Below are 21414 nucleotides of genomic sequence, written 5' to 3'. Positions count from 1 at the left end.
GCTTAAGTAATCTTTTTCGTCACGGAAATCGGACTATGGACAGGCTGATCTTGGAGAGGTTTGAATGTTCTGATATTGTTCGGCATCAACAGGTTAGAAACCAACCCCCAATTATGACAGGATTCTCCGATGGAGCACGGATTCTTAGGCTATCGCTCAACATTTATGTTGGATTTCGTCGTTTCAGCACTCATATTGATCGTGCCTTTATTGTTGTTAAGCCTGTTTACCGTCAAAATCAAACGCAACTTTGCACTACATAAAAAACTGCAGATATTGCTAGGGGCGGTTTTGCTGGTGGCGGTATCTGCGTTTGAAATTGATGTGCAGATCATGCATGGGGGATGGCAGAATATTGTCAACCAGCGCGAAACACCACTGACGCCAGAGCAGTTCGGTTACGTCAAAAATGTACTCTATGTCCACTTGGTCTTTGCCATTACGACCCCAATTTTCTGGGCGACGACTCTGTTTCTGGCACTGAAGCGAATTCCGAATCCCCCCGCACCCTGCGCGCATAGCAGCCTGCATAAAAAACTGGGCTGGATCTCCACGATTGATATTACGCTGACATCATTGACAGGATTGTACTGGTACTATGTGGCTTTCGTGGCCAGTGCCTGAAAAGCGGGTAGGGTTCAGGACTTTTTACGTGAGCGGGTAATGGGACCCTTGGCAGGTTTCTCTGCTTCATCGCTGTTCTTGTCTTTAGCTAAGACACGTGCGATGGCTTCCAGAAAAATATCCATCGCAAATGGTTTTCTCAGGTAGTCATCGACTCCCAGCATTTCCGCGTATGCTTTGTGCCGACCTCCTTCGTTGGCGGTAATCATAATGACCTTCGGCGGAGAAGGCAGTGATTTCAAACTTTCCAGCACGGGAAAGCCCCCCATTTTGGGCATCATCATATCGGTAATTACCAGATCAGGGTTCTCAGACTGGGCGAGTTTCTGCCCTTCGAGACCGTTGGGAGCCACAATGATATTGTATCCCGCCGATTTGATGACACCACTCAGTGTGCTGGAAATCTCGCGGTCATCTTCGATCAATAAGATTTTATAATCGGTTGACATAGTTTTTATTCCCTGGAGAAACGGCTTGTTTCTCACTTCTCCTGTAGTTTGCTAGCGACTCATCGTCACACCTTCAGACATTCCTGTCTTCGGTATATGGTATGACCCTATTCATTGATTCTCAAGGCAGTTATATAAAACTGTCCTGATTCTTCATCTTTCTCTGTCTTGCACTGCGCTATTATATCAGCTTTAGCGAAATTATATCATGCTTTTTCTGCTTCAATCAGAAACTCTTTGACCATATCTTGATTTTTGATGCCTGGTGCGTCCTCCACTCCGCTGGCGGTATCGACGCCAAATGGTTTCACGGTTAGAATCGCCTCAGCCACATTTTGAGGGGTCAATCCTCCAGCAAGTATCAGTGGAGGCCATTCTTGTTCTTGGTACTGGTCGTGGATCATCTCCCAAGGGGCAACATGTCCTGTCCCCCCATAGGCTTGGGGTGAATAAGCGTCGATCAGCACATAATCCGGGCGTTTTCCACACTGGTCACATTCGGTCAGGAAATTTGCCAGGGTAGACAGATCCGGCCCCTTGGCACGAAACGCACGTATGATTTTGAGTTCTGGAAACGATTGCGCTAATTCGGCTAAAAACTCGGGAGGTTCATCGCCGTGCAGTTGGATGATTTTTAAAGCGAGATCTTCACAGACCGATTTCACCTCGGTCAGAGAATGCTTGACAAACAGCCCGACCAGTGCGATTTCCCGGTCAGACACTGCTGCTTTGATCTTAAGGGCTTGAGAGACTTCAATCGAGCGGGGTGAGGGCGCATAAAAATTCAGACCCAGCGCGGATGCACCCAGATCGGCGACCATGACAGCGGTATCAGGATCCTGGATCCCGCAAATTTTAACCCACATCGATTTGAGTACTCTGCTTAGAAGTCTGAAATGATTGGCCATCTCGTGATGTGCTAGCTTGACTGGGGCGCTCCCATATGATGGCAAGTATCAATTCCCGATGGTACTGTCGTAATTATAGGCTGCTTCGGTCCTAAGGTGTAGATGGCACAGGCAGGAATTTGATACAGACTGGTTTGGGAACCTGTATTTCATGTCCTGTTTCTTCGAGGACTCCGGTTTTTGGGTTAATTTTGAAGACGACGATATTATTTGTCTCCTGATTTGCAGCCAGTAAGAATTTTCCGCTTGGATCAATTTTGAAATTCCGCGGGATCGCACCACCGGTCGGTTGAAAACCGAGGGAGGTCAGTTTGCCGGTCTGTTCGTCAATCCGGTACATTGCCAGTGTGTTGGGGCCCCGATTTGAACCATACAGGAATTTACCTGAAGGGTGTACCTGTACTTCTGCGGTTGAATTCCCTTTCGCAGGGGTTCCTGCAGGAACAGTGGAGATCGTCTGGATTTCCTGAAAGGAACCATTTTTTGAGTCGTAATCCATGGCGGTAATCGTCCGATTCAATTCATTGATCACATAACCCCATTTTCCGGTAGGATGAAAGGCGAAGTGCCGCGGCCCTGCGCCGGGAGGGAGTTTGATTCCCGGATTTGAATTTGGTTTCAACGAGCCATTCTCAGAGTCAAATTGATAAACCAGCAGTTGATCAATTCCCAGGTCAGCAACAATCGCATGTTGGTTTTGTTGATCAAGATTGATCGAATGGGCGTGTGGTGCTTTCTGTCGGGCCGGGTTTACGCTGGAGCCTGTGTGTTGAACAAACGACGCACTTTGTTTCAGTTTTCCATTTTTGCGAATGGGGAGCGAGCAGATATTACCGCCCGAGTAATTGGCGACCAGAACATAGTTTCCCGTGGCATCAACGACAAGATGGCAGGGAGCGGCGCCTTTCGAGGATTGCTGGTTGAGAAATTTTAATTCTCCCGTTTTGGCATCAATGGAGAAGGAGCTGACGGCACCAGCTTTCTGGCCTTCAAAGTCGCCGATTTCGTTGACGGCAAACAGCGTTTTCTGGTTGGGGTGAATTGCGAGAAACGAAGGGTTATCCACATTTTTCGTTGTTTTGACATGAGTCAGCTTACCGGTCTCGGCATCCATCCGCAGTTGATAGATTCCCTGGCTGTCGCTGCCACGGGTATAGGTGCCGACATAGACCCAGAATTGGTCTGCCGCCGAAGCCGATTGCGTCGGAAATGAGAGACTAAACATAAAAACAATCGCCAGCAGGAATTTATACGAGGTGATCATGGACGAACCCTAATTCGATCTTTCAGGAGAGTGCAGGAAGAGGGCAAGAATCGCAGGATCATGCCCACCGGTGTTCTTTATTTGACTCGAACTGGCAGGGAAAAGCAATGGTTTGATTCTCGGTAGGATCCGAAATACCTGGTAGGCCGATCCTGTGAATTCTGAGCGGCGGAGATTATACTTGCAGTCATGTTAAAACGGATTACTTTACATAACTTTATGAGCCACTCACATACCGTGATTGATCTGTCGTCAGGGCTGACCGTTCTGACGGGACCCAATAATTGCGGCAAGTCTGCCTTTGTCTCTGCCCTGCAGATTTTGGCAGAGAATACCAGCGGCGATTATATGGTCAGGCATGGTGCCAAAGAATGCCGCATCATCGTAGAAACGGATGATGGTCATACCATTGAGTGGAAGCGGAAAAAGAAAACGGTCAGTTATTGCATCGATGGTGAAGATTTTCATCGCCTGCGAAATAGTGTACCTGAGAAGTTACACGAGATTCTGAAGCTTTCGCGAGTTAAAACCGGTGACAGCGAAGAATTTGACGTGCATTTCGGCGAACAGAAATCCCCCATTTTCCTACTCGGCGAACGAGGCAGTCGGGCAGCCCGTTTCTTTGCTTCTTCCTCTGATGCCTCGATTCTGATTGAGATGCAGAAGCTGCATCGAGGTAAAGTCAAGACGGCTCAGCAGGACTTTCAGCGTCAACAGGCGGAAGCAAAACAGATTGCGACCACCCTGGATATTCTGAAGCCGATTCCCGATCTGGAATCGAAGTTGGAACAGCTCGGTAAAACATATGAAATGTTACAGGCGGAAGATCAACAGATTGAAAAGTTGGAACGCTTAATTCAAAGCTTGGATGAGTCGGCGCAGCATGTTGCGAAGCTGGAACTGGACGTCGCAGCGTTGGGTTTGTTACCCGGAGAGCTCAATCAGGCCCCGGAGAAGCCTCTAGAACTGCTGACACGGAGATTGAGAGAGGTTGAACAGCAGATGCTGCAAACGCAGTTTCAGGTATCGACTCTGTCTACTTTGAATGAGCCACCGGAATTAACTGATGAGCGTTCGCTAAATGTATTGATAGAAGAAATTCAGTTTCAAGAGCAGAATTGTGAACGGGCGAGTGCGACAGGCGAATGTCTGAATGGCTTAAAAGAGCCACCCCCGTTGAGAGAGACGGAACCACTCCAGAAATTAATTGAGAAACTTGATGCTGCGAACGAACGAGCGGATCTCGACCGGATTGAATCTCGGGTTTTAGCAAGTTGCAATCCGCCTCCTGAAATGGCTGATTTGTATCATATCGAACAGATTTGTCAGCAATGGGAAGCGGTTCAGATTCAATTCAATCAATTACAAAAAGCGTATCAGGAGTGTGAAGCAGAATATGAATCAGTTCGGGTGGAGCTGGTGAACTGGGCGAAAGAAAATCCGACCTGTCCCACCTGTGGTGCCGATATGGAGCCGGAACAATTCATTCAGAATGCGGAAATGGGACTGAAGGGGCACGCACATGGAACGTGATGAATATCGCGGCGTACTTCTGATTGGCGATCCGCACATCGAGGGACGGGTTCCCGGTTTTCGAAAGGACGATTATCCCCAAGTCGTTCTGGAGAAACTACGGTGGTGCCTGAAGACTGCGGAAGAACAACAGCTGCTTCCGGTCATTCTGGGTGATCTGTTTCATGTACCACGCGACAATCAGAATTGGTTGCTCTATGAGCTGCTGGCTCTGTTTGAATCTCCCGTGTATGGAATTTACGGGAATCATGATTGCCGAGAAAATCAACTGAATGAACACGATACCCTGAGCCTTCTGGTCCAGGCGGGCAAGTATCGACTGCTTTCCGAAGAAACACCCTGGCGGGGGACGATGGCAGGACGTTCTGTGATGATTGGCGGAACGTCCTGGGGAAGAAAATTGCCGAAAACCATAGACGTCGGTGAGGAAGATGAAACGCCGCTGGTGATCTGGGTCTCACACCATGATCTGATTGTCCCCGATTATGAAGAACAGGGACATTTTAAACCGTACGAAATTGAAGGCGTGGATTATGTCGTTAATGGCCATATCCACCGAACACTGGAAGATGTGATCAAAGGGCAGACGACATGGGTGACTCCCGGCAATATCATTCGTCGATCGCGGAGTGATGCCTCGCGCGCACATATTCCATCTGTGCTGAAACTGGAAGTCACAACCCATGGTTGGGAACGGTCCGTAATCGAAGTGCCGCATCAGGTGTTTGATGAAGTTTTTTATGAAGAAGTGCTGGAAGAAACGGAAGAGGGCGTTCCTTCGGCCTTTATTTCAGGGTTAGCAGATTTGCAGGCGCGCAAGACGGAGACAGGCGCGGGCTTACAACTGTTCCTGAAGAAAAATCTGGAGCAGTTTGAACCATCCATCGCAGACGAAATTAGAAAATTAGCAAGTGAGGTTTCAAAAGATGTCGTCCAATAATCAAGGGTTTGTTCCCGATATCGAATCGCTGACAGAGCAGTTCCAGAAACTGAATAAACGCAAAATTGAGTCAGAACGCGATCTGGTCAATGCAGAAAAGAATCTGAATGAACTCAAACAGCAGGCTCAGGATGAGTATGGAACCGATCAGCTGAATGAGTTGCAGGAAAAACTGAAGCAGATCAAGGCAGAAAATGAACGCAAGCGTGCTGAGTATCATCAGACGCTGGAAAAAATCGAAGCCGATCTGGCAAAAATTGAAACAGAGCATCACGCTACAGATGCCACCTGATAAACCTGAGACCGGATTTGAACTGACGTCATGACTGAGATGTTTTCCAACCAGGAATCCGCTTCGGCCCGAGCAGAGTTGCGCGCGCCACTCCATTTACAGCGTCAATGCTGGGAGTTGTCAGCCGTACGTAAGCAGAAAATCAAGGAAGCGGCCCAACTGGCTGAACAAATTCAGGAAACGGAAAAATATATCGCGATTTCCGAACAGGTGACGGAAGCGCTCGAAACCTTGAGCGGGCAACTGTTTGAGCAGGAGCTGCAGTTGATTCAGGAGAAACTCACCATTGCGCTGCAGGAAGTGCTGGAACAGCCTCTCAAACTGAAAGCGGTGGCAGAATGGAAACGCAACGCGGCTACGGTCGAATTTCAAATCGAACGTGAGGGGAATACGGAAGACATCATGAAAGGTCAGGGGGGCTCGGTAGCCAATGTTCTTTCGGTCGGATTGCGGATGTTTGCTTTGATGACGCTGGATGAATCAGAGCACCGCCGCGTCCTGGTTCTGGATGAACAGGATTGCTGGTTGCGACCGGACCTGGTGCCTCGGTTAGTCAAAATTATTCACGAGGCTGGGCAGGCACTCGGTTTTCAGATCATTATGATCAGCCACCACGATCCCTCAACGTTTGAACGCTATGCAGATTGTATTTATCAATTTACTCCGACTAAAGATGGGGTTCAGGTAGAACGCATTGAAACAGACTTGCAGAGAGATGAATAATCAAACACCAGCGCCGCACCTTTGTGGAAGGACTTCATAGATCTATGGCACAGGCAAAATATCAAACGGCTCCCGTACCTCAAACAACGATGCCCTCCGGGATTCCGTATATCGTCGGAAACGAAGCTGCAGAGCGATTCAGCTTTTATGGGATGCGGGGCATTCTGGTTGTGTTTATGACGCAATACATGTTGAGTGCCAGCGGTGAAACGGATCATATGTCGGGCACTGAAGCGACTGCCGTGTTTCATTACTTCGTCGCTTCGGCTTATTTTTTCCCCCTGTTAGGCTCGATACTTTCGGATGTCTTCTGGGGTAAATATAAAACAATTATGCTGCTCTCTGTCGTCTACTGTCTCGGGCATCTGGCGCTTGCGATTGACGAGACTCGGATGGGGCTCTTTCTCGGCTTGACGCTGATCGCCATTGGATCCGGGGGGATTAAACCCTGCGTCTCGGCACACGTGGGAGATCAATTTGGCAAACAGAACCAGCATCTTTTGAGTAAAATATTCGGCTGGTTTTACATCGCGATTAATCTGGGTGCATTCGTTTCCTCTCTCTTGATTCCCGAGATCCTTAAAGCATACGGACCACATTATGCATTTGGCTTGCCTGGGGTATTGATGTTAATCGCGACGATTCTGTTTTGGATGGGACGGAATCAGTTCGTACATATTCCACCCTCGGGTTGGAAAAAATTTCGTACAGAGACGCTTGGTAAAGAGGGGATACAAGCCATTCTCAATCTTTCCGTCCTGTTTTACGTGTTTGTGCCGATCTTCTGGTCGTTATTCGACCAGACGGGATCAACCTGGGTGCTTCAAGCGACTCAGATGAAGACGGTTTCTATTGGAGAATTTGAAATAAAAGCAGCTCAGATTCAGGCGTTCAATCCTTTTTTCATTTTAGTTCTGGTGCCGACATTTAACTATGTCGTTTATCCACTCATCGATCAAGTTTTTCCTCTGACTCCGTTGAGGAAAATTTCGATCGGTTTCTTTTTGACGGCGGCTTCCTTTGCCATTGTCGCTTTGATTCAGCTCGCCATTGACCGGTCTCCAGACAACCCACCTAATATGCTCTGGCAGGCAGTTCCGTATCTGGTGATCACAGCGGGCGAAGTTATGATTTCCATTACCTGTCTCGAATTTGCCTACACGCAGGCTCCTACATCGATGAAGTCGTTTATCATGTCTCTCTATCTGCTTTCAGTAACAGTGGGGAATTTGCTCACGTCGGGGGTGAATGAATTTATCATGATTGATGAAAAGACTTCGCGGTTGGAAGGAGCCGACTATTTCTGGTTCTTTTCCGGTCTGATGTTTGTCGCGGCTGTGTTGTTTGTTTTTGTGGCCCGGTTTTATCGTGGGAAAACTTACATCCAGGAAGAAGAATCTGATATCGCACAGGCTCAGGAAGAGGGGATTCAATAAGCTTTTTACAAATCTATTGCAAAATGCTTTTCTTTATGTGTGATCCTGCTATGATTTGCTGCGTGCAGCGAGTGACTGCAGGGGCAAAAAAGTTAATTCAAGAGTCTGGTATGCTTAGATAAGGAATGGAATATGCGTTTCTCTCAAACGTTTTGTGTCGCAGTTTGTAGTTTCGGCCTGGCATTATTTGTGGGCTGCTCATCCAAGGATGATACTCGTACCTTTGATGATAAAGATTCACAGGCATCTGAGGAAGCTGAACATGCTCATGATCACGCACATGAGCATGGGCCGAATGGCGGTCATCTGTTGGAAGTGGGCGAAGAACAATATCATATGGAAGTCGTCTTCGATAATGGTAAGCGGACTTTGACGGCGTTTATTTTAGGTCCCGATGCCAAGACACCTTTCCCCATTGAAGGAGAATCCATCGATTTTGATCTGGAGGTTGGTGATGACGAGCACGAAATCCCGCTGGCTGCGAAACCTTTAGAAGGCGAAAAAGAAGGTAAGTCCTCTCGGTTTGTTGCAGAAGGGAAGGCAATTCCGGATTCCATCAAAGCGGAATCGGATTTGAACGGCCATTTTCATCTGGACGTGGGCGAAGATCATTTCCATGTTGATCTCGAACACGGCGATCATGATCACGGTGATCATAAAGGCCACGATCACGATGATCATAAACATGATGAGAAACCTGAAGCCAAGAAAGCAGATGCTGCCAAAGCAGAGCCTGCAAAAACAGAAGACAAAAAAGAATCACCGAATACGAAAGACAAGCAATAATTTCGTTTGAGCACTGAGTTAATAAAACAGCTCCCCCATTTGTAAAACGGGGGAGCTGTTTGTGTTTCAGGTTTCGTTGCAGCAATGCGGATTAGAACCAGAAGTAACGTCGGCAGGTTTCCACGACATCCCCAAAGAGTACATAGAACAAGCTGCGTTCTCCACAGTCGATTTTCGCACTGACTTCTGCTCCGATACGCAACATCGGCAGTTCTTCTTTGTCGAAGGTCGCATAGGTTTCCACGATACTGCCACTCTCTTCGGATGAATTCGCACGTGTTGAGATTTCGGTCACTTCACCTTCGTAGGTCAGTTCATTTGAGGTGGCCAGAATAAATTCCACTGGCAGGCCGATGTCTCCTTTTTTCTCAGTAGCTCTGAGAATATGTCCCATTCGTTTTTCTTCGACATCAAGCTCCAATTGCCAGGGGCCTGTCGGGTCCATAATTTCCAGCAATAATTCCCCACGCTGGACGGGGCGGTTGATCAGGAGTTGCTCAATCTGGAACGTTGTGACCACGCCGTCAATGGGAGCTTTAACATTCAGTTTATCCAAGCGGTCTTTCAAAATCTTCAAATGCTTTTCCACGCCTAGAATCTGTGTTCGTATTTCAAATAATTTTCCACGCAGATTGATTATATCCTCGCTGGGGCGTTTGTTGTTATCGGCTTGGAGACGAGCATTGGTAGCAAACCTTTGGGTATGAAGCTCTTTTAACTTATTTTGCGTTTCCAGAGCCTGGGCTTTGAGGTCTTCATTGCGAATTTCGATCAGCAGGTCTCCTTTTTTCACCCGTTGACCACTTTCCACGTGGATTGCGACGACCTCACCTTCCCAGTTTGTAAAAACTTCCCGTTGAACTGTCGGCATCAGCCTGCCGTCACAAGAAACACGGTAATCATAGGGGACTAAAGCCAGAGTGATTCCAGCAGCTATGATCAACGCTGTGATGACCAGGGTTTTGACCAGGGTTTTTCCTCTTAATGCCGCAAAGCACCGACCGATGAACCGCCAGAAGGGCATCATGAAAATGCTTTCATAATTGCGAGAGTTGGCAATTCCGCTGGCAATATGACCTGCGAGCAGGTCTGAGCGTTTTTCCAGGTGTGGTCTTGGTTGACTGTCTGTAATTTGTTCGACGATCAAACCACCGATTAGTTTTTGGGGGACATCTGCTTTACGTCCCCCCAGTGCTTCCTCGTCGTTCTTAATCACCTTCTCAGGTTCAAACAGGGGGACGATCATGATCATCCGGGTTCCGCTTTCCTGAAGGTAATCAGCCAGTGGTTCTTCAATCTGAGGGGGAATCGATTCCACTGCCCCGGAATAAATAAATGTTTCCCGCATGGAAAGGACTTTGTTAGCCAGTTTGGAAAGTAGCCGGACAGTGTTGGCTCGCTTATTTACTTTGTCTTGACCATTGATGGCTTCAATAACGGTTTTCTTACCATATTGCATTGCCAAGCTGACTCGGTCTGCATCAAGCAGTTGTCTGCCATCGTTGACGATGGTGGCTGCGACTTCGTTGAGATCGAGGCTGCGATGAATTTGTTGCACAAATTGATCGACTTCTTCCCAGACTTCGAGCGAGGAATCTGTTTTACTTGCTTTTTCGCGTTCTGTCAGATAGTGCGAAGCATAACCTGACATTTGCTCAACGAACTGCAGATAACCCGGATGAGCCTGTTTGGGGGAGTTCGGCCGTTGGAATATTTCAATGACACCCACCGGTTTTTTCCGGATGGTTAATGCAGCGACAATGATGAGGTTGTCGGTCGGTAAATGGACATCACTCTCTGTGTCTGCTGTGAAGATCCTTGCTTCCGCCGTGGATAAGACGTCAGATAACAGTCGCTGGTTTTTAAGAATGGCTTCAGGCTCTTCGTAAAAACCGGTATCTGCCAGGTTCACTTCACTTTTGATTGCCAGTCGACCGCTTTCGTCGATTAACCAGGCTGCGCCAGCTGTGGCTCCCAGACCGGCTACCACTCTTCTTAGGAATTCACGAAAGAATGTCTCCGCTGCCACATTTGAATGAGCGAACTCTTCGATTTCCCTTGCGATGCGAATAACACGTTCACGGGTTTGGCTGGGTGATTGAGTACTTGTCATCGAGATCAGTTACCTGTTTGGTCTGTTATTTACCGGTTTCAAATTTCTGAAGATAGAAGTCTTCTGGAAATTATACGGTAAGAGTGCCAGAAAATATGGTTTTAAGTATGTTCACACACCAATTTTCATTGTCTGGACAATCTTACATATTCTGATTTTATTCGGGAGTGAGGGCGTTTGCAAAATACGATTTTGTCGTAAACTTAATTTTTTCCCCATGTTGCGTAATTGAAACGGAAGGTTTGTCTAACCGGTTTAAGGGGGAAGATTCCTATAAATGGCCTATTACCATAAGAGACGGTCCAATATTTAAAGTATAACATGCGTATAATGAGAACTGGATATAATTCAAAAACTGATAGTGGTTTACGATAAATCGAATTTGAGAAGAGTCCTCTTCTCCGATTCGATAAATGGGGGAACGGTTTGAATAGGTGGAATAGGATGGTTGTGTGGCCGAGATGCTCTGTCTCAACCTGGCGTTATGTTCCAACCCCCCTCTTAAAATTCATATGCGCATTATGGAAAATCGCTTGTCAGCGGGGGGAGGCAAGCGTTAGATATGAGGCTCAGAAGTGTCTATATTTATATCTACCAGAGTTTGTTGACAAATCGACGGATCGGGAAGTGTTTTCCGCATTCACTAAAATATCGGATTCAAATTGAGGGTGAAGAAATGAAGTTAAGCTTAGGGAATACTTTGTTCTGCTTGGTTTTGATGATTGGAGCCAGCCTGATTTTGGCAGAGCGAAATCTTGACGCGAGCGATCAGGCCAAAGAAAAGGTCACACCACCCAGTCCGGGCTCTGAGATTACTGTCAATGAATGCCGGATAAAATTGATTGATCGTGTGATTTTGGGAAGTGATCGCCCGGGGGTACTTGAATTTGTAGAGCCGAATGAAGGGGAACAGGTCAAAAAGGGGCAGGTGATCGCGGCATTGAAGAGCGATGCGTTAAAGGCGTCACGCAAGACGGCCGAAAAACGTTCTTCCAATGATATTGAAATCCGCTATTCCAAAAAAGCGCGCGATACCGCTTATGTCGAACTGGAGATGAACCTGGATATCAATAAACGCGTTTCGAATACGATTTCGAAGCTGGATATTAAACGGTTGCAGCTCAATGCAGAAAAGAGTGATCTGCAAATTGAACAGGCTGAGTTGGAATTTGCAATGAGTAAATTGCAGCTTGAAGAAATTGATGCTCAGATCGAAGAGACTAAGGTAACGGCTCCCTTTGATGGGATTGTCACGAAAAAATTCCGTTCGACGGGCGAAGTTGTCAGACACGGTGATGAAGTCTTGGAACTCGTCAGTACCAAACGCGTCAAAGTAGAAGGATATGTTAATATTGACGATACCTGGAAGTTTCAGATTGGAACACCGGTTGAAGTTCAATTAGACATTCCCGGGATTCGTTTGCCAATTGAAAATAATAAATACACCGGCCGGATCGTGTTTGTTGATGTTGAAGTCGAGCCTATTCATGGGAAGTCGATTCGTGTCTGGGCAGAAGTGGAAAACCCGGAAAATGTTTTGAAAGCCGGTTATATGGCCACGATGAAAATCATGCCTGACAAAACTGAAAATAAAGTGGCTGCGGAAACTTCAGTCAAAAAATAGGAAATCATTTTTAACCCAAAACACATTTTCAAGCATTCTTTCCTGTTAAAGACTTTTACAGCATATGAGCACTTTAAGCGAATCGATGACATCCTCAACCGAACGGCCGATTCCGTTGAGGGTGCGCGATGATTTAATCAGCAAGTGGATTCATTACAAAGGTCTGGGATACTGGGTGATCAAAGATCCGGTATCACTTAAGTACACGCGACTTCATCCTGAGCAGTTCTATATTCTGAATCTGCTAAATGGAGAACGTAATCCCGATGAGATCAAGGATGAAGTGCATCGACAGTATCCGACATTGCTGCTTTCGATTTCGGAAATCCAGCAATTGATTTCCGACTTATATCGTAAAGGCTTGCTCACGAGTGGACGGCCGGGACAAGGCGTCACGCTAATCAAACAGCGGCGGGAAGAACATAAAAAGAAATTAGTTACGACTTTTCGCAATCTGATGTATCTCAGACTCCCTGGTTGGGATCCGGAAACAACTCTGCAGTGGTTATATCCCTATGTGAAATGGATGTGGCGTCCCTGGGCAACGACGATGTTTGTTTTGCTGATCGTCTCTTCCTGGATTTTGATCGGCGTGCAATTCGAAGCATTTCGCAGTCGATTACCCGAGTTTCAGCAGTTTTTTGGCTGGCCTAACCTGATTTATATGTGGTTTGTACTCGGTGCCGCGAAAGTGATTCACGAATTTGGCCACGGGTTATCGTGCAAGCACTATGGTGGTGAGTGTCATGGCATGGGGATCATGTTCCTGGTTTTCAGTCCCTGCCTGTATTGTGATGTCTCCGATTCCTGGATGCTAAGAAACAAATGGCAGAGAATCATAATTGGCGGAGCGGGGATGTATATCGAAGTGATTATGTCCGCGATTGCAGTCTGGGTCTGGTGGTTTACTAAACCAGGTCTCCTGAACCACCTGGCATTGAACCTGTTTTTCGTTTCCACGGTGACAACCGTGATCTTTAATGCCAACCCGCTGATGCGGTTCGATGGCTACTATATGATGAGCGATTTGCTGGAAATTCCCAACTTAAGGCAAAAAGCGGATAAGCACCTTCGCGACACGTTTGCCTGGTATTGTCTGGGAATCGAGTCTCAGCGAGATCCGTTTATGCCGGAGACCGGAAAATTCTGGTTTATCGTGTATGCGATCTCTGCGTCGTTATATCGCTGGTTTATTATGTTCGGTATTACGCTTTTTCTGTATACCGTGCTGAAGCCTTATGATTTACAGAGTATTGGAATCACGCTTGCTGTCATTTCGATCGTGACATTCATTTGGGGGATTGTCTCCAACATTTACAAAATTATTACTGCACCGAGGACCGAACCCATGAATTACTGGAAAGTCTCAGCGACATTGACTGTCTTTGCTGCTGCGATTCTTGGAATTCTCCTGATCCCTGTTCCCATGCATTTTGAAGCCCCCTTCATTGTAGAGGGTTATGACGTAAAGCATGTTTATACTACAGAAACCGGTAGATTGGATCAGGTCTATGTCGAACCGGGGCAACATGTGGAAAAAGGTCAACTTCTGGCGAGCATCGTAAATCTCGAAAAGGAAGATGAACTGAGCAACTTAAAAAACCAGCGTCAGGTTCAAGAAGGTGAGATCAAGAAATATCTGGCACTTGACGATTTGGCTGGTGTGAAAGTTTCAAAAGAGGAACTCGCGACAATTGAAGAAAGAATTGCAGAAATCGAAGAGCAGCTGAGCAATATGAAAGTGGTTGCCCCGATCAGTGGAACAGTTGTGGCGCCCGCCAGTCAGCCAGAGCCCAAATTATCTGACTCGAAAAAACAATTATCACGCTGGTTTGGAACACCTCTGGATGCGAAAAACGCCAACTGCTATCTCGAAGAACGAACTCACATGCTGAGCATTGCTCCCGAGTCTCGTTTTCAGGCAGTTTTATTTATCGATCAGGAATACCGTAATGATTTCAACGTGGATCAGACGGTCGAACTCAAGCTGGAACATTTACCAGATAAAACTTATGAGTCCAAAATTGAACGAGTTGCACACGGTCATCTTGATTATGTTCCACCGACTCTCTCCAACAAAATGGGGGGAGAATTACCAACGGTCACTGATAAGGATGGTCGTGAAAAGTTAACCAGTACGGCGTATCAGGCGATCGTTCCCCTTGATGAAGATGTGGTCTTGTTTCGTGCCAATATGCGAGGGAAAGCCCGATTTCTGGTCAGTCAGTTAACAACGGGGCAATGGTTATGGCGCTACTTCCGCAAAACATTCCATTTCCGTCTCTGAGTAAGCTCTCTCACAGCGCGACTACGCGAATCATTACAATACAGTATTAAGGAAAGCATGTCTCAACTTCTCTCTGAAGCAGTCAAATTACTTAAAGCCAATCAAGCAAAAAAAGCAGAAGCGCTGTTAACGCCGTATTATCCGTCCAATGTCAATAATGCTGATTTTCTGCATTTCTACGGCCTGGCGGCTTCTAACAGCGGTGAATATGCGAACGGCATCGAACGGCTCAAAAAAGCAATTGCACTCAAGCCGAACGTTGCCGAATTCCACCATAATCTTGCAGCAGTCTATCGCCTGGTGGGGGATTTCGCGCTTTCAGAACAGCATTATCTGACGGCTTTAGAGTTAAAGCCCGATTACGCCGAAGCATATTTCAATTATTCGGCAACTCGAAAATTTATGGCCGACGATCCGATTGTTTCCCTTGTCGAACAACAGGCTGCGCGAACAGACCTGTCTGATGTTGATCGCTGTTTTCTGGGATTTGCGGCTGGAAAAATCTTTAATGACATTCAGGACTACGAGAAGGCATTCTCATTTTATGAGATGGGAAATCGATTTAAGAAAGCCCAGTTTGAAATTGATCAATTCAGAACAGAAATCGATCGGGTGATTTCTATCTTTTCTACTGAAATGATACAGAATCTGGCTGCAGCAGGAAATCGGAGTAAAGTCCCGGTTTTTATCGTAGGCATGCCACGTACCGGCACGACACTGGTGGAGCAGATTTTATCCAGTCATCCTGAAGTGCATGGAGCAGGGGAGCTGCCGGATATTGCCAGTATCGCCGGCACCATGAAGCAGCATGCGACACAAAAAGTAGATTTTCCAGATTACATGGCACATCTTCCAGAGCAGGTCTTCTCTGGATTTGCCGATGCTTATCTGCGCCGCTTGCGAACGTTTGACCATTCGGCGATTCGTATTATTGATAAAATGCCTGGCAATTTTCTCTATCTTGGGTTGATTGCTATCATGTTGCCTGAGGCAAAAGTGATTCATAGCCAAAGGCACCCGCTTGATACTTGTCTTTCCTGCTATTTTCAGCGTTTCCGTAGCGGGCATCACTATTCGTTTGATTTAACGCATCTGGGGCTCTACTACCGAGAATACGAACGGCTGATGCAGCATTGGAAGGAAGTATTACCGGTGACACCTTTTGAGTTACATTATTCTGATCTGGTAGAAAACCAGGAGGACGTGTCTCGCAAGCTGATTGATTTTATCGACGTCGACTGGGATGATCGATGCCTGCAATTCCATGACAACAGTCGCCCTGTCACCACAGCAAGCAACTGGCAGGTTCGCCGTCCGATGAATCGTTCTGGTCTGGATCGCTGGAAAAACTATGACTCGCATCTTGACGCGCTGCGCGACGCTTTAGCGTTCGTTGATGGCTGATCTGGCTTGAGAAAATGGGCCAATGTCAGTTCCTGGCATTTACTGAATGACGGGAACCAAACCGGTCTGATTCTGGGTTGAAGCCCACCAAAGTCGCCAGAGTCTCTCATTGTAGCCGAAATTTTGCTGTGTGATTTTTTGTAATGCGAGCAGCACGGCTTCGTTTTGATGTAAATGTTTGACTGATACGGTCCGCATTTGCACTTTGGGTTGTTGGGAAGGGAGTACGATCACTCCATTCGGATAGCGGCCGGCTAATAAACCTGCTTCAATATCTGGGGGCAGGACAACTCCCGAACCGCCGAATGTACCGTTTGTGTTGTAACTGTAAGTAGATGTTGTGTCGGGAACCCTGACACGATAAGTATGGCTGGTAGTTAATGCGGAGATTAGATCGGGAACGACAGATCGATCTCCGATTGATTCAAGTCCCTGGCCTGCTCTCTTAACAATGATGTTCGATTTGTTTTTTAGCCCTTCGATAAAAAAGGCGATTGCACCAGTGGCATCTCGCTTCGTCAGTACTTCCAGCGCAGAGTTTCGAATCGTCTGGATCGGATCCGTCAGAACTAGTTCAGCCAGTGGGCGAAGCGGCTTGTTTCCCGGAATCTGATCAAGTGTTGCGACTAGCAGAGACCGGATGGCAATGTGTTTATGTTTTCCCATTAAGCGTGCCAGGGCTGCGACAGCATGCGGGTCACTAACCTCTTGGAAATTCTTTAACCCCTCCTGTTGCTGTAGTAGATCATTCCCATTAAGCCAGATCAGCCAGAGCTTGACTTTCTTGATCCATTTTCGTTCTGCTTCCAGCTCAGCTTGGTTTTTTTCGAGTAATTCCAACTCGGCTGAGGAGACATAACGGCCTTTGTACTTGATATAACCATTTTTGCGCATGACTTCATCGCGCGTCATCCATTCACCATCCCGCTTTGAATATCCAAGTGCAGCACGCGCTTTGGCGTGGTCGGGATCGAGTTGGATGATTTTTTCCATTTGCTCGAGGCGTTGAGAACTGAGATGATTTTTCAAGCACCAGTCAGCGAGTCTGAGGTGTGCCTCGACGGTATCCTCGATTTCTTTAGACCGGGATTCGTATTCCTCAATCGAAAGCGGACGATTTGTGATGAATTCAATGTTTTGAGAATCGATCGTAATCGATCCCCCTGAGAGGGTTTGAATCACGCGGGTCTCTGCAGATCCCGATGTTGTTCTCAGGAGCTTGCCCCGGACTTCACCACCGTTTTTAAGCTTGATTAGATCTGCAGACGCGACAGAGGAGAGAAAAACAACAACACTGATCCAAACGCAGAAGACCAAAATTGTGTCAAAAAAGGATTTGCAGAATTGCGTGGCGCTTGTGATGTTTGTTCTCATACCAGTTCGCTTTTAATCATTGATGGTATTCGAATTGAATTCGACAGACTTGTATTTGTTCTTCCATGTGGAATTGAAATATTCACTATGAATAGTGCTATTGTAGGCTTTGGAATCAGGAATCGGAAGTTCTTAAAATGGAGGGATTCAATTTTACGGGTGATTCTAAATATTCAGGATCATAGACTGATTTGAGCGTGCCATTTTGTGAGATAATCGGCTTGTGACTCTATAAATAGTGAGAATAACGCTGAAATGTTCAGTCTGGGGACTGAAAATTCTCGAAATCTAGCCCGAACAAAGCTGGATTCCAGATTGGATGAGTGGGTAGAATGGGTGGAGTGAGTCATGCTCAGCAGAATTGGGCTCTGGAATCCAAGTCTGTTTATAAAGACAGATTTCGATTAGAGCGCGTTCATGTTGTAAACTTCAAAAGAACAAAATTCGTACTGCGGTTTCAGTCATTGAGGCCGTTCCTTTCTTCAAGAAAACTCTGTTTCCTGAATCAAACTTGAAAAGAACATAATATGTCTGTTTGGAAGAAGTTGGCGATAAGTTGTCTGGTGTTAATAATGACAGTCTCTGTGAATGATTGTCTTTTAGCTCAGCGATTTAATGACTCCTCAGTTGGCATATCTCTACTTTCGAAACGAGAATTAGTGCAATACGATTTGGATCGTGTATGGTGGGGACAGGCGACTGTAGATCCACAGCGAGATAAAATCGTTCATCTGTCTCTGGATGAAATTAATTTATATGCACTTTCAACTGCGGGAATTATCACCGCTTTCAACAATGAGACCGGTAAAAAACTGTGGGCCACACAGTTAGGGCGCGGGAATAATATCAGCTATCCTCCCGTTTCAAATTCTAAGTATGTCTTTATTACAGTTGGTATGAAACTGTACTCCATTAACAGGTTGAATGGTGAAATTGACTGGGAACTGCAACTTCCAGGTTCTGCATCCACAAGCCCCACGGCTGATGAAGATTCGATTTACGTAGGAACTTTGAATGGGCGGGTCTATGCCTGGGATTTAAAGCGGTTAAAAGAATTAAGCAATGAATCGAAACTGCCAGCCTGGCGGGAAAGTGCAATTCGCTGGACCTATCAGACTGGGGACAAGGTTACCACGCCACCGGTTGTTACAAATCGTACGCTCTTGTTTGCTAGTCAGGATGGATCTCTTTACTCGGTCACTCTGAATGATCGTCAACTCACGTTCCAATTTGAGACAGATGCTCCTATCTCAGCCAGTTTAGCTGAGAATGAAAAGAGTGTTTTTCTCGCTTCAGAAGATCAGAATTTGTACTGTTTGAATATTTTGAATGGGATTGTACGTTGGAGAATTCGTACTTCATTCCCCTTACTCAAGCCAGTGACAGTTCTCGATGACGAGGTTTATCTTTCATCACGGAAAAAAGGAATCTTTCAACTTTCAGCCACAACAGGGCAGGAACAATGGTGGCAGCCACTCGGTTCTAGTTTTGTCTCACTTTCACCAACTCGCCTGTATGCTACCGATGAGATTGGAAATTTGCTGGTTCTTTCCCGTACGGATGGTGCGGTGCTTTCTGCTGTGCCTCTGCGGAAATTCCAGATTAAATTGATGAATGAACGGACAGATCGTATTTTCTGTGCTTCAGAATCTGGCTTAGTGATGTGTTTAAGGCAGAGCGACCTGCCATTTCCGATTCGGTTTAAACACCAGGATCGTTATCCTATTTTGCCCGAAATCGCTCCCGAAGTGAGCTCCACAGCTGGAGATTCCGCGGCTGCTCCAGCAGATGCCAACCCTGAACAGTAAAGAGGCGTCCGCATTCATTAAAGTCAACTCCTTCAGGTTTGTTTTCTGACTGCTTTGCAGCTAAACTGACTTTTGGTTGAGTGTCTGTCGGCATCTTGTCTGCCAAAACGTAGCAAAATCAGCTTCGACAGCACTTGGAGTAATTCTATAACTTTGTGGAAAAGTGATGGCTTTTCTGCGTTCTCAGGCAATTGATTAAGAAACAAATGAGTAATTCGCATCCGCGTCGTGCATTGGTGAGTGTCAGTGATAAATCGGGCCTTGATGTTTTTGTGAAAGGTCTTGCTGAATTAGGCTTTGAATTTATATCAACGGGAGGCACGCGTCGCTATCTGGAAGAGCAGGGAGTGAATGTCATTGATATCTCTGAGTACACCGGATTTCCAGAGTTAATGGATGGACGAGTTAAAACGCTCCATCCCAAAGTGCATGGTGCAATTTTAGGCAGACCGGACCTGCCTGGTGATGCAGCAGCGATTCAGGAATTTGAAATAGTTCCGTTCGAGTTGGTCGTCTGTAATCTTTATCCATTTGAAGCAACGATTGCCAAACCAGATGTGACCTTAGCCGAAGCCATAGAGCAGATTGACATCGGCGGTCCGAGTATGGTGCGGTCTGCTGCCAAAAATCATGCCTATGTGGGGATTGTTACTTCAGAGGGGCAATACAATCGGGTGCTCAGTGCGTTACAGGCAGGTCCTTTGACGCCGGAGTTTCGTCTTGAACTTTCAGCAGCGGCATTTGAAATGACGGCCTGTTATGATCGTGCCGTTGCAAATTATATGTCTTCTGTATTACCGGCTCAGGAAGGCACCGATTCACGATTTGCTGAGCAGATTAGTATTAATCTTGTTCGTAGAGATCAATTGCGGTATGGGGAGAATCCTCATCAGAGTGCTGCTTTTTATGTTGAAAAGCAGCCTCCTGCTGCCAGCGTGGCGAATGCTGAGCAACTGAATGGAAAAGAACTTTCTTACAATAATTTTCTTGATCTGGATGCGGCATTACAGATTGCCAGCGATTTTGACAAACCTGCCGCCGTTGTAATTAAGCACACAAACCCTTGTGGTTGTGCCACCGCGGATTCACTGGCTGAGGCATTTGAGAAAGCCTATGCCGGCGATCCAGTCAGCGCGTTTGGGTCCATCATGAGTTTCAATCGTCCCATTGATCGTGAGACTGCTGAGAAATTATGTGAACCGAACCGCTTTATTGAAGCGATTATTGCTCCTGAATTTGATCCCGATGCGTTTGAACTTCTCACTACGAAACCCAAGTGGAAAAAAAATGTGCGTTTGATGAAGTGTCCGATGATGGTGCCTCCACAAGTTGCCAGCCTGGATTATCGAAGAGTCTCGGGCGGCTTACTGGTTCAAGAGAAAGATGAGCTTCGTGATGACAGTACCGACTGGAAAGTTGTCACGAAACGGGAACCAACGCCACAGGAATTACATGATTTGTCGTTTGGCTGGATCGTGTGTCGTCATGTGAAATCAAACGCGATCGTGCTGGCAAAAGATGAAATGCTGCTGGGAGCGGGGGCTGGTCAGATGAGTCGGCTCGATTCCTCCTATATCGCCGCATATAAGGCAGGTGAGCGAAGTAAAGGGGCAATTGTGGCCTCTGATGCCTTCTTTCCATTTCGCGACGGAGTTGACGAAGCCGCGAAAGCGGGTGTTACTGCGATCATTCAGCCAGGTGGGTCAGTCCGCGATGAAGAGGTGATTGAAGCCTGTAATGAGCATCAGATCGCTATGGTCTTCACTGGTCTTCGACATTTCAAACATTGATCACCTGCGGGGACTGCGTGCGGGCTCGTCACTGTCTCAGACAGTGTGGTGAGTCCGGA

General features: G+C 46.7%; 17 protein-coding genes. 12 read left to right on the top strand and 5 right to left on the bottom strand.

The features are described 5' to 3' along the window. The first annotated feature begins 129 nt into the window (after positions 1-129). Complete coding sequence (locus Pan241w_RS16140) at positions 130-624, top strand: DUF420 domain-containing protein (protein ID WP_145217829.1); 495 nt, start codon at positions 130-132, stop codon at positions 622-624. Between the two features lie 14 nt (positions 625-638). Here the strand turns inward: Pan241w_RS16140 and Pan241w_RS16135 are convergent, their stop codons facing one another. From Pan241w_RS16135 to Pan241w_RS16125, 3 genes are all read right to left on the bottom strand, one after another. Further along, positions 639-1073 (bottom strand): response regulator transcription factor, encoded by a 435-nt coding sequence (locus Pan241w_RS16135; RefSeq protein ID WP_145217827.1) that lies wholly within the window; start codon positions 1071-1073, stop codon positions 639-641. Positions 1074-1279: 206 nt separating this feature from the next. After that, positions 1280-1939 carry a phosphoribosylanthranilate isomerase gene (locus Pan241w_RS16130; RefSeq protein ID WP_197999968.1) on the bottom strand — a complete coding sequence of 220 codons (660 nt, stop codon included), beginning with the start codon at positions 1937-1939 and terminating at the stop codon, positions 1280-1282. Between the two features lie 133 nt (positions 1940-2072). Beyond that, positions 2073-3245, bottom strand: coding sequence for a lactonase family protein (locus Pan241w_RS16125; protein WP_145217823.1), 1173 nt, complete (start codon positions 3243-3245; stop codon positions 2073-2075). A gap of 189 nt (positions 3246-3434) precedes the next feature. Between Pan241w_RS16125 and Pan241w_RS16120 the strand changes: the two genes are divergently transcribed. From Pan241w_RS16120 to Pan241w_RS16095, 6 genes are all read left to right on the top strand, one after another. Next, positions 3435-4778 (top strand): AAA family ATPase, encoded by a 1344-nt coding sequence (locus Pan241w_RS16120; protein ID WP_145217821.1) that lies wholly within the window; start codon positions 3435-3437, stop codon positions 4776-4778. Next, complete coding sequence (locus Pan241w_RS16115; protein ID WP_145217819.1) at positions 4768-5718, top strand: metallophosphoesterase; 951 nt, start codon at positions 4768-4770, stop codon at positions 5716-5718. The genes Pan241w_RS16120 and Pan241w_RS16115 overlap by 11 nt, the downstream gene beginning before the upstream one ends. Then, complete coding sequence (locus Pan241w_RS16110; protein WP_145217817.1) at positions 5705-6010, top strand: hypothetical protein; 306 nt, start codon at positions 5705-5707, stop codon at positions 6008-6010. Before Pan241w_RS16115 ends, Pan241w_RS16110 begins: the two co-directional genes overlap by 14 nt. A 30-nt stretch (positions 6011-6040) precedes the next feature. Further along, positions 6041-6733 (top strand): P-loop NTPase family protein, encoded by a 693-nt coding sequence (locus Pan241w_RS16105; protein ID WP_145217815.1) that lies wholly within the window; start codon positions 6041-6043, stop codon positions 6731-6733. 44 nt (positions 6734-6777) lie between these two features. Further along, positions 6778-8169, top strand: coding sequence for a POT family MFS transporter (locus Pan241w_RS16100; protein ID WP_145217812.1), 1392 nt, complete (start codon positions 6778-6780; stop codon positions 8167-8169). Positions 8170-8301: 132 nt separating this feature from the next. Continuing rightward, on the top strand, positions 8302-8955 hold the full coding sequence (locus tag Pan241w_RS16095; RefSeq protein WP_145217810.1) for a hypothetical protein: 654 nt from the start codon (positions 8302-8304) through the stop codon (positions 8953-8955). Positions 8956-9046: 91 nt separating this feature from the next. Here the strand turns inward: Pan241w_RS16095 and Pan241w_RS16090 are convergent, their stop codons facing one another. Further along, positions 9047-11068 (bottom strand): HlyD family efflux transporter periplasmic adaptor subunit, encoded by a 2022-nt coding sequence (locus Pan241w_RS16090; RefSeq protein WP_145217808.1) that lies wholly within the window; start codon positions 11066-11068, stop codon positions 9047-9049. Between the two features lie 676 nt (positions 11069-11744). Here Pan241w_RS16090 and Pan241w_RS16085 point away from each other — a divergent pair. From Pan241w_RS16085 to Pan241w_RS16075, 3 genes are all read left to right on the top strand, one after another. Further along, a complete protein-coding gene (locus tag Pan241w_RS16085) occupies positions 11745-12692 on the top strand; it encodes an efflux RND transporter periplasmic adaptor subunit (RefSeq protein WP_197999967.1) in 948 nt (315 codons plus the stop codon). A 64-nt stretch (positions 12693-12756) separates the two neighbouring features. After that, positions 12757-14979, top strand: coding sequence for a biotin/lipoyl-binding protein (locus Pan241w_RS16080; protein WP_145217804.1), 2223 nt, complete (start codon positions 12757-12759; stop codon positions 14977-14979). Positions 14980-15036: 57 nt separating this feature from the next. Further along, entirely contained in the window at positions 15037-16383 is a 1347-nt protein-coding gene (locus Pan241w_RS16075) for a tetratricopeptide repeat-containing sulfotransferase family protein (RefSeq protein ID WP_145217802.1), read from the top strand. A 39-nt stretch (positions 16384-16422) separates the two neighbouring features. On the opposite strand, the gene Pan241w_RS16070 is transcribed toward Pan241w_RS16075, so the two are convergent. After that, positions 16423-17565, bottom strand: a complete 1143-nt coding sequence (locus Pan241w_RS16070; RefSeq protein ID WP_145217800.1) for a HEAT repeat domain-containing protein — start codon at positions 17563-17565, stop codon at positions 16423-16425. 851 nt (positions 17566-18416) lie between these two features. Between Pan241w_RS16070 and Pan241w_RS16065 the strand changes: the two genes are divergently transcribed. Both Pan241w_RS16065 and purH read left to right on the top strand, forming a co-directional pair. Continuing rightward, the gene (locus Pan241w_RS16065; RefSeq protein ID WP_197999966.1) at positions 18417-19565 is read left to right on the top strand and encodes an outer membrane protein assembly factor BamB family protein; all 1149 of its coding nucleotides are present in this window, start codon (positions 18417-18419) and stop codon (positions 19563-19565) included. Between the two features lie 206 nt (positions 19566-19771). Next, positions 19772-21355 (top strand): bifunctional phosphoribosylaminoimidazolecarboxamide formyltransferase/IMP cyclohydrolase, encoded by a 1584-nt coding sequence (gene purH / locus Pan241w_RS16060; protein WP_145217796.1) that lies wholly within the window; start codon positions 19772-19774, stop codon positions 21353-21355. Positions 21356-21414: the final 59 nt, after the last annotated feature.

It is taken from the genome of Gimesia alba, assembly GCF_007744675.1.
Taxonomy (GTDB): domain Bacteria; phylum Planctomycetota; class Planctomycetia; order Planctomycetales; family Planctomycetaceae; genus Gimesia; species Gimesia alba.
Note: the sequence above shows the minus strand (reverse complement) of the source record. Positions and strands in the feature narration are given on the sequence as shown.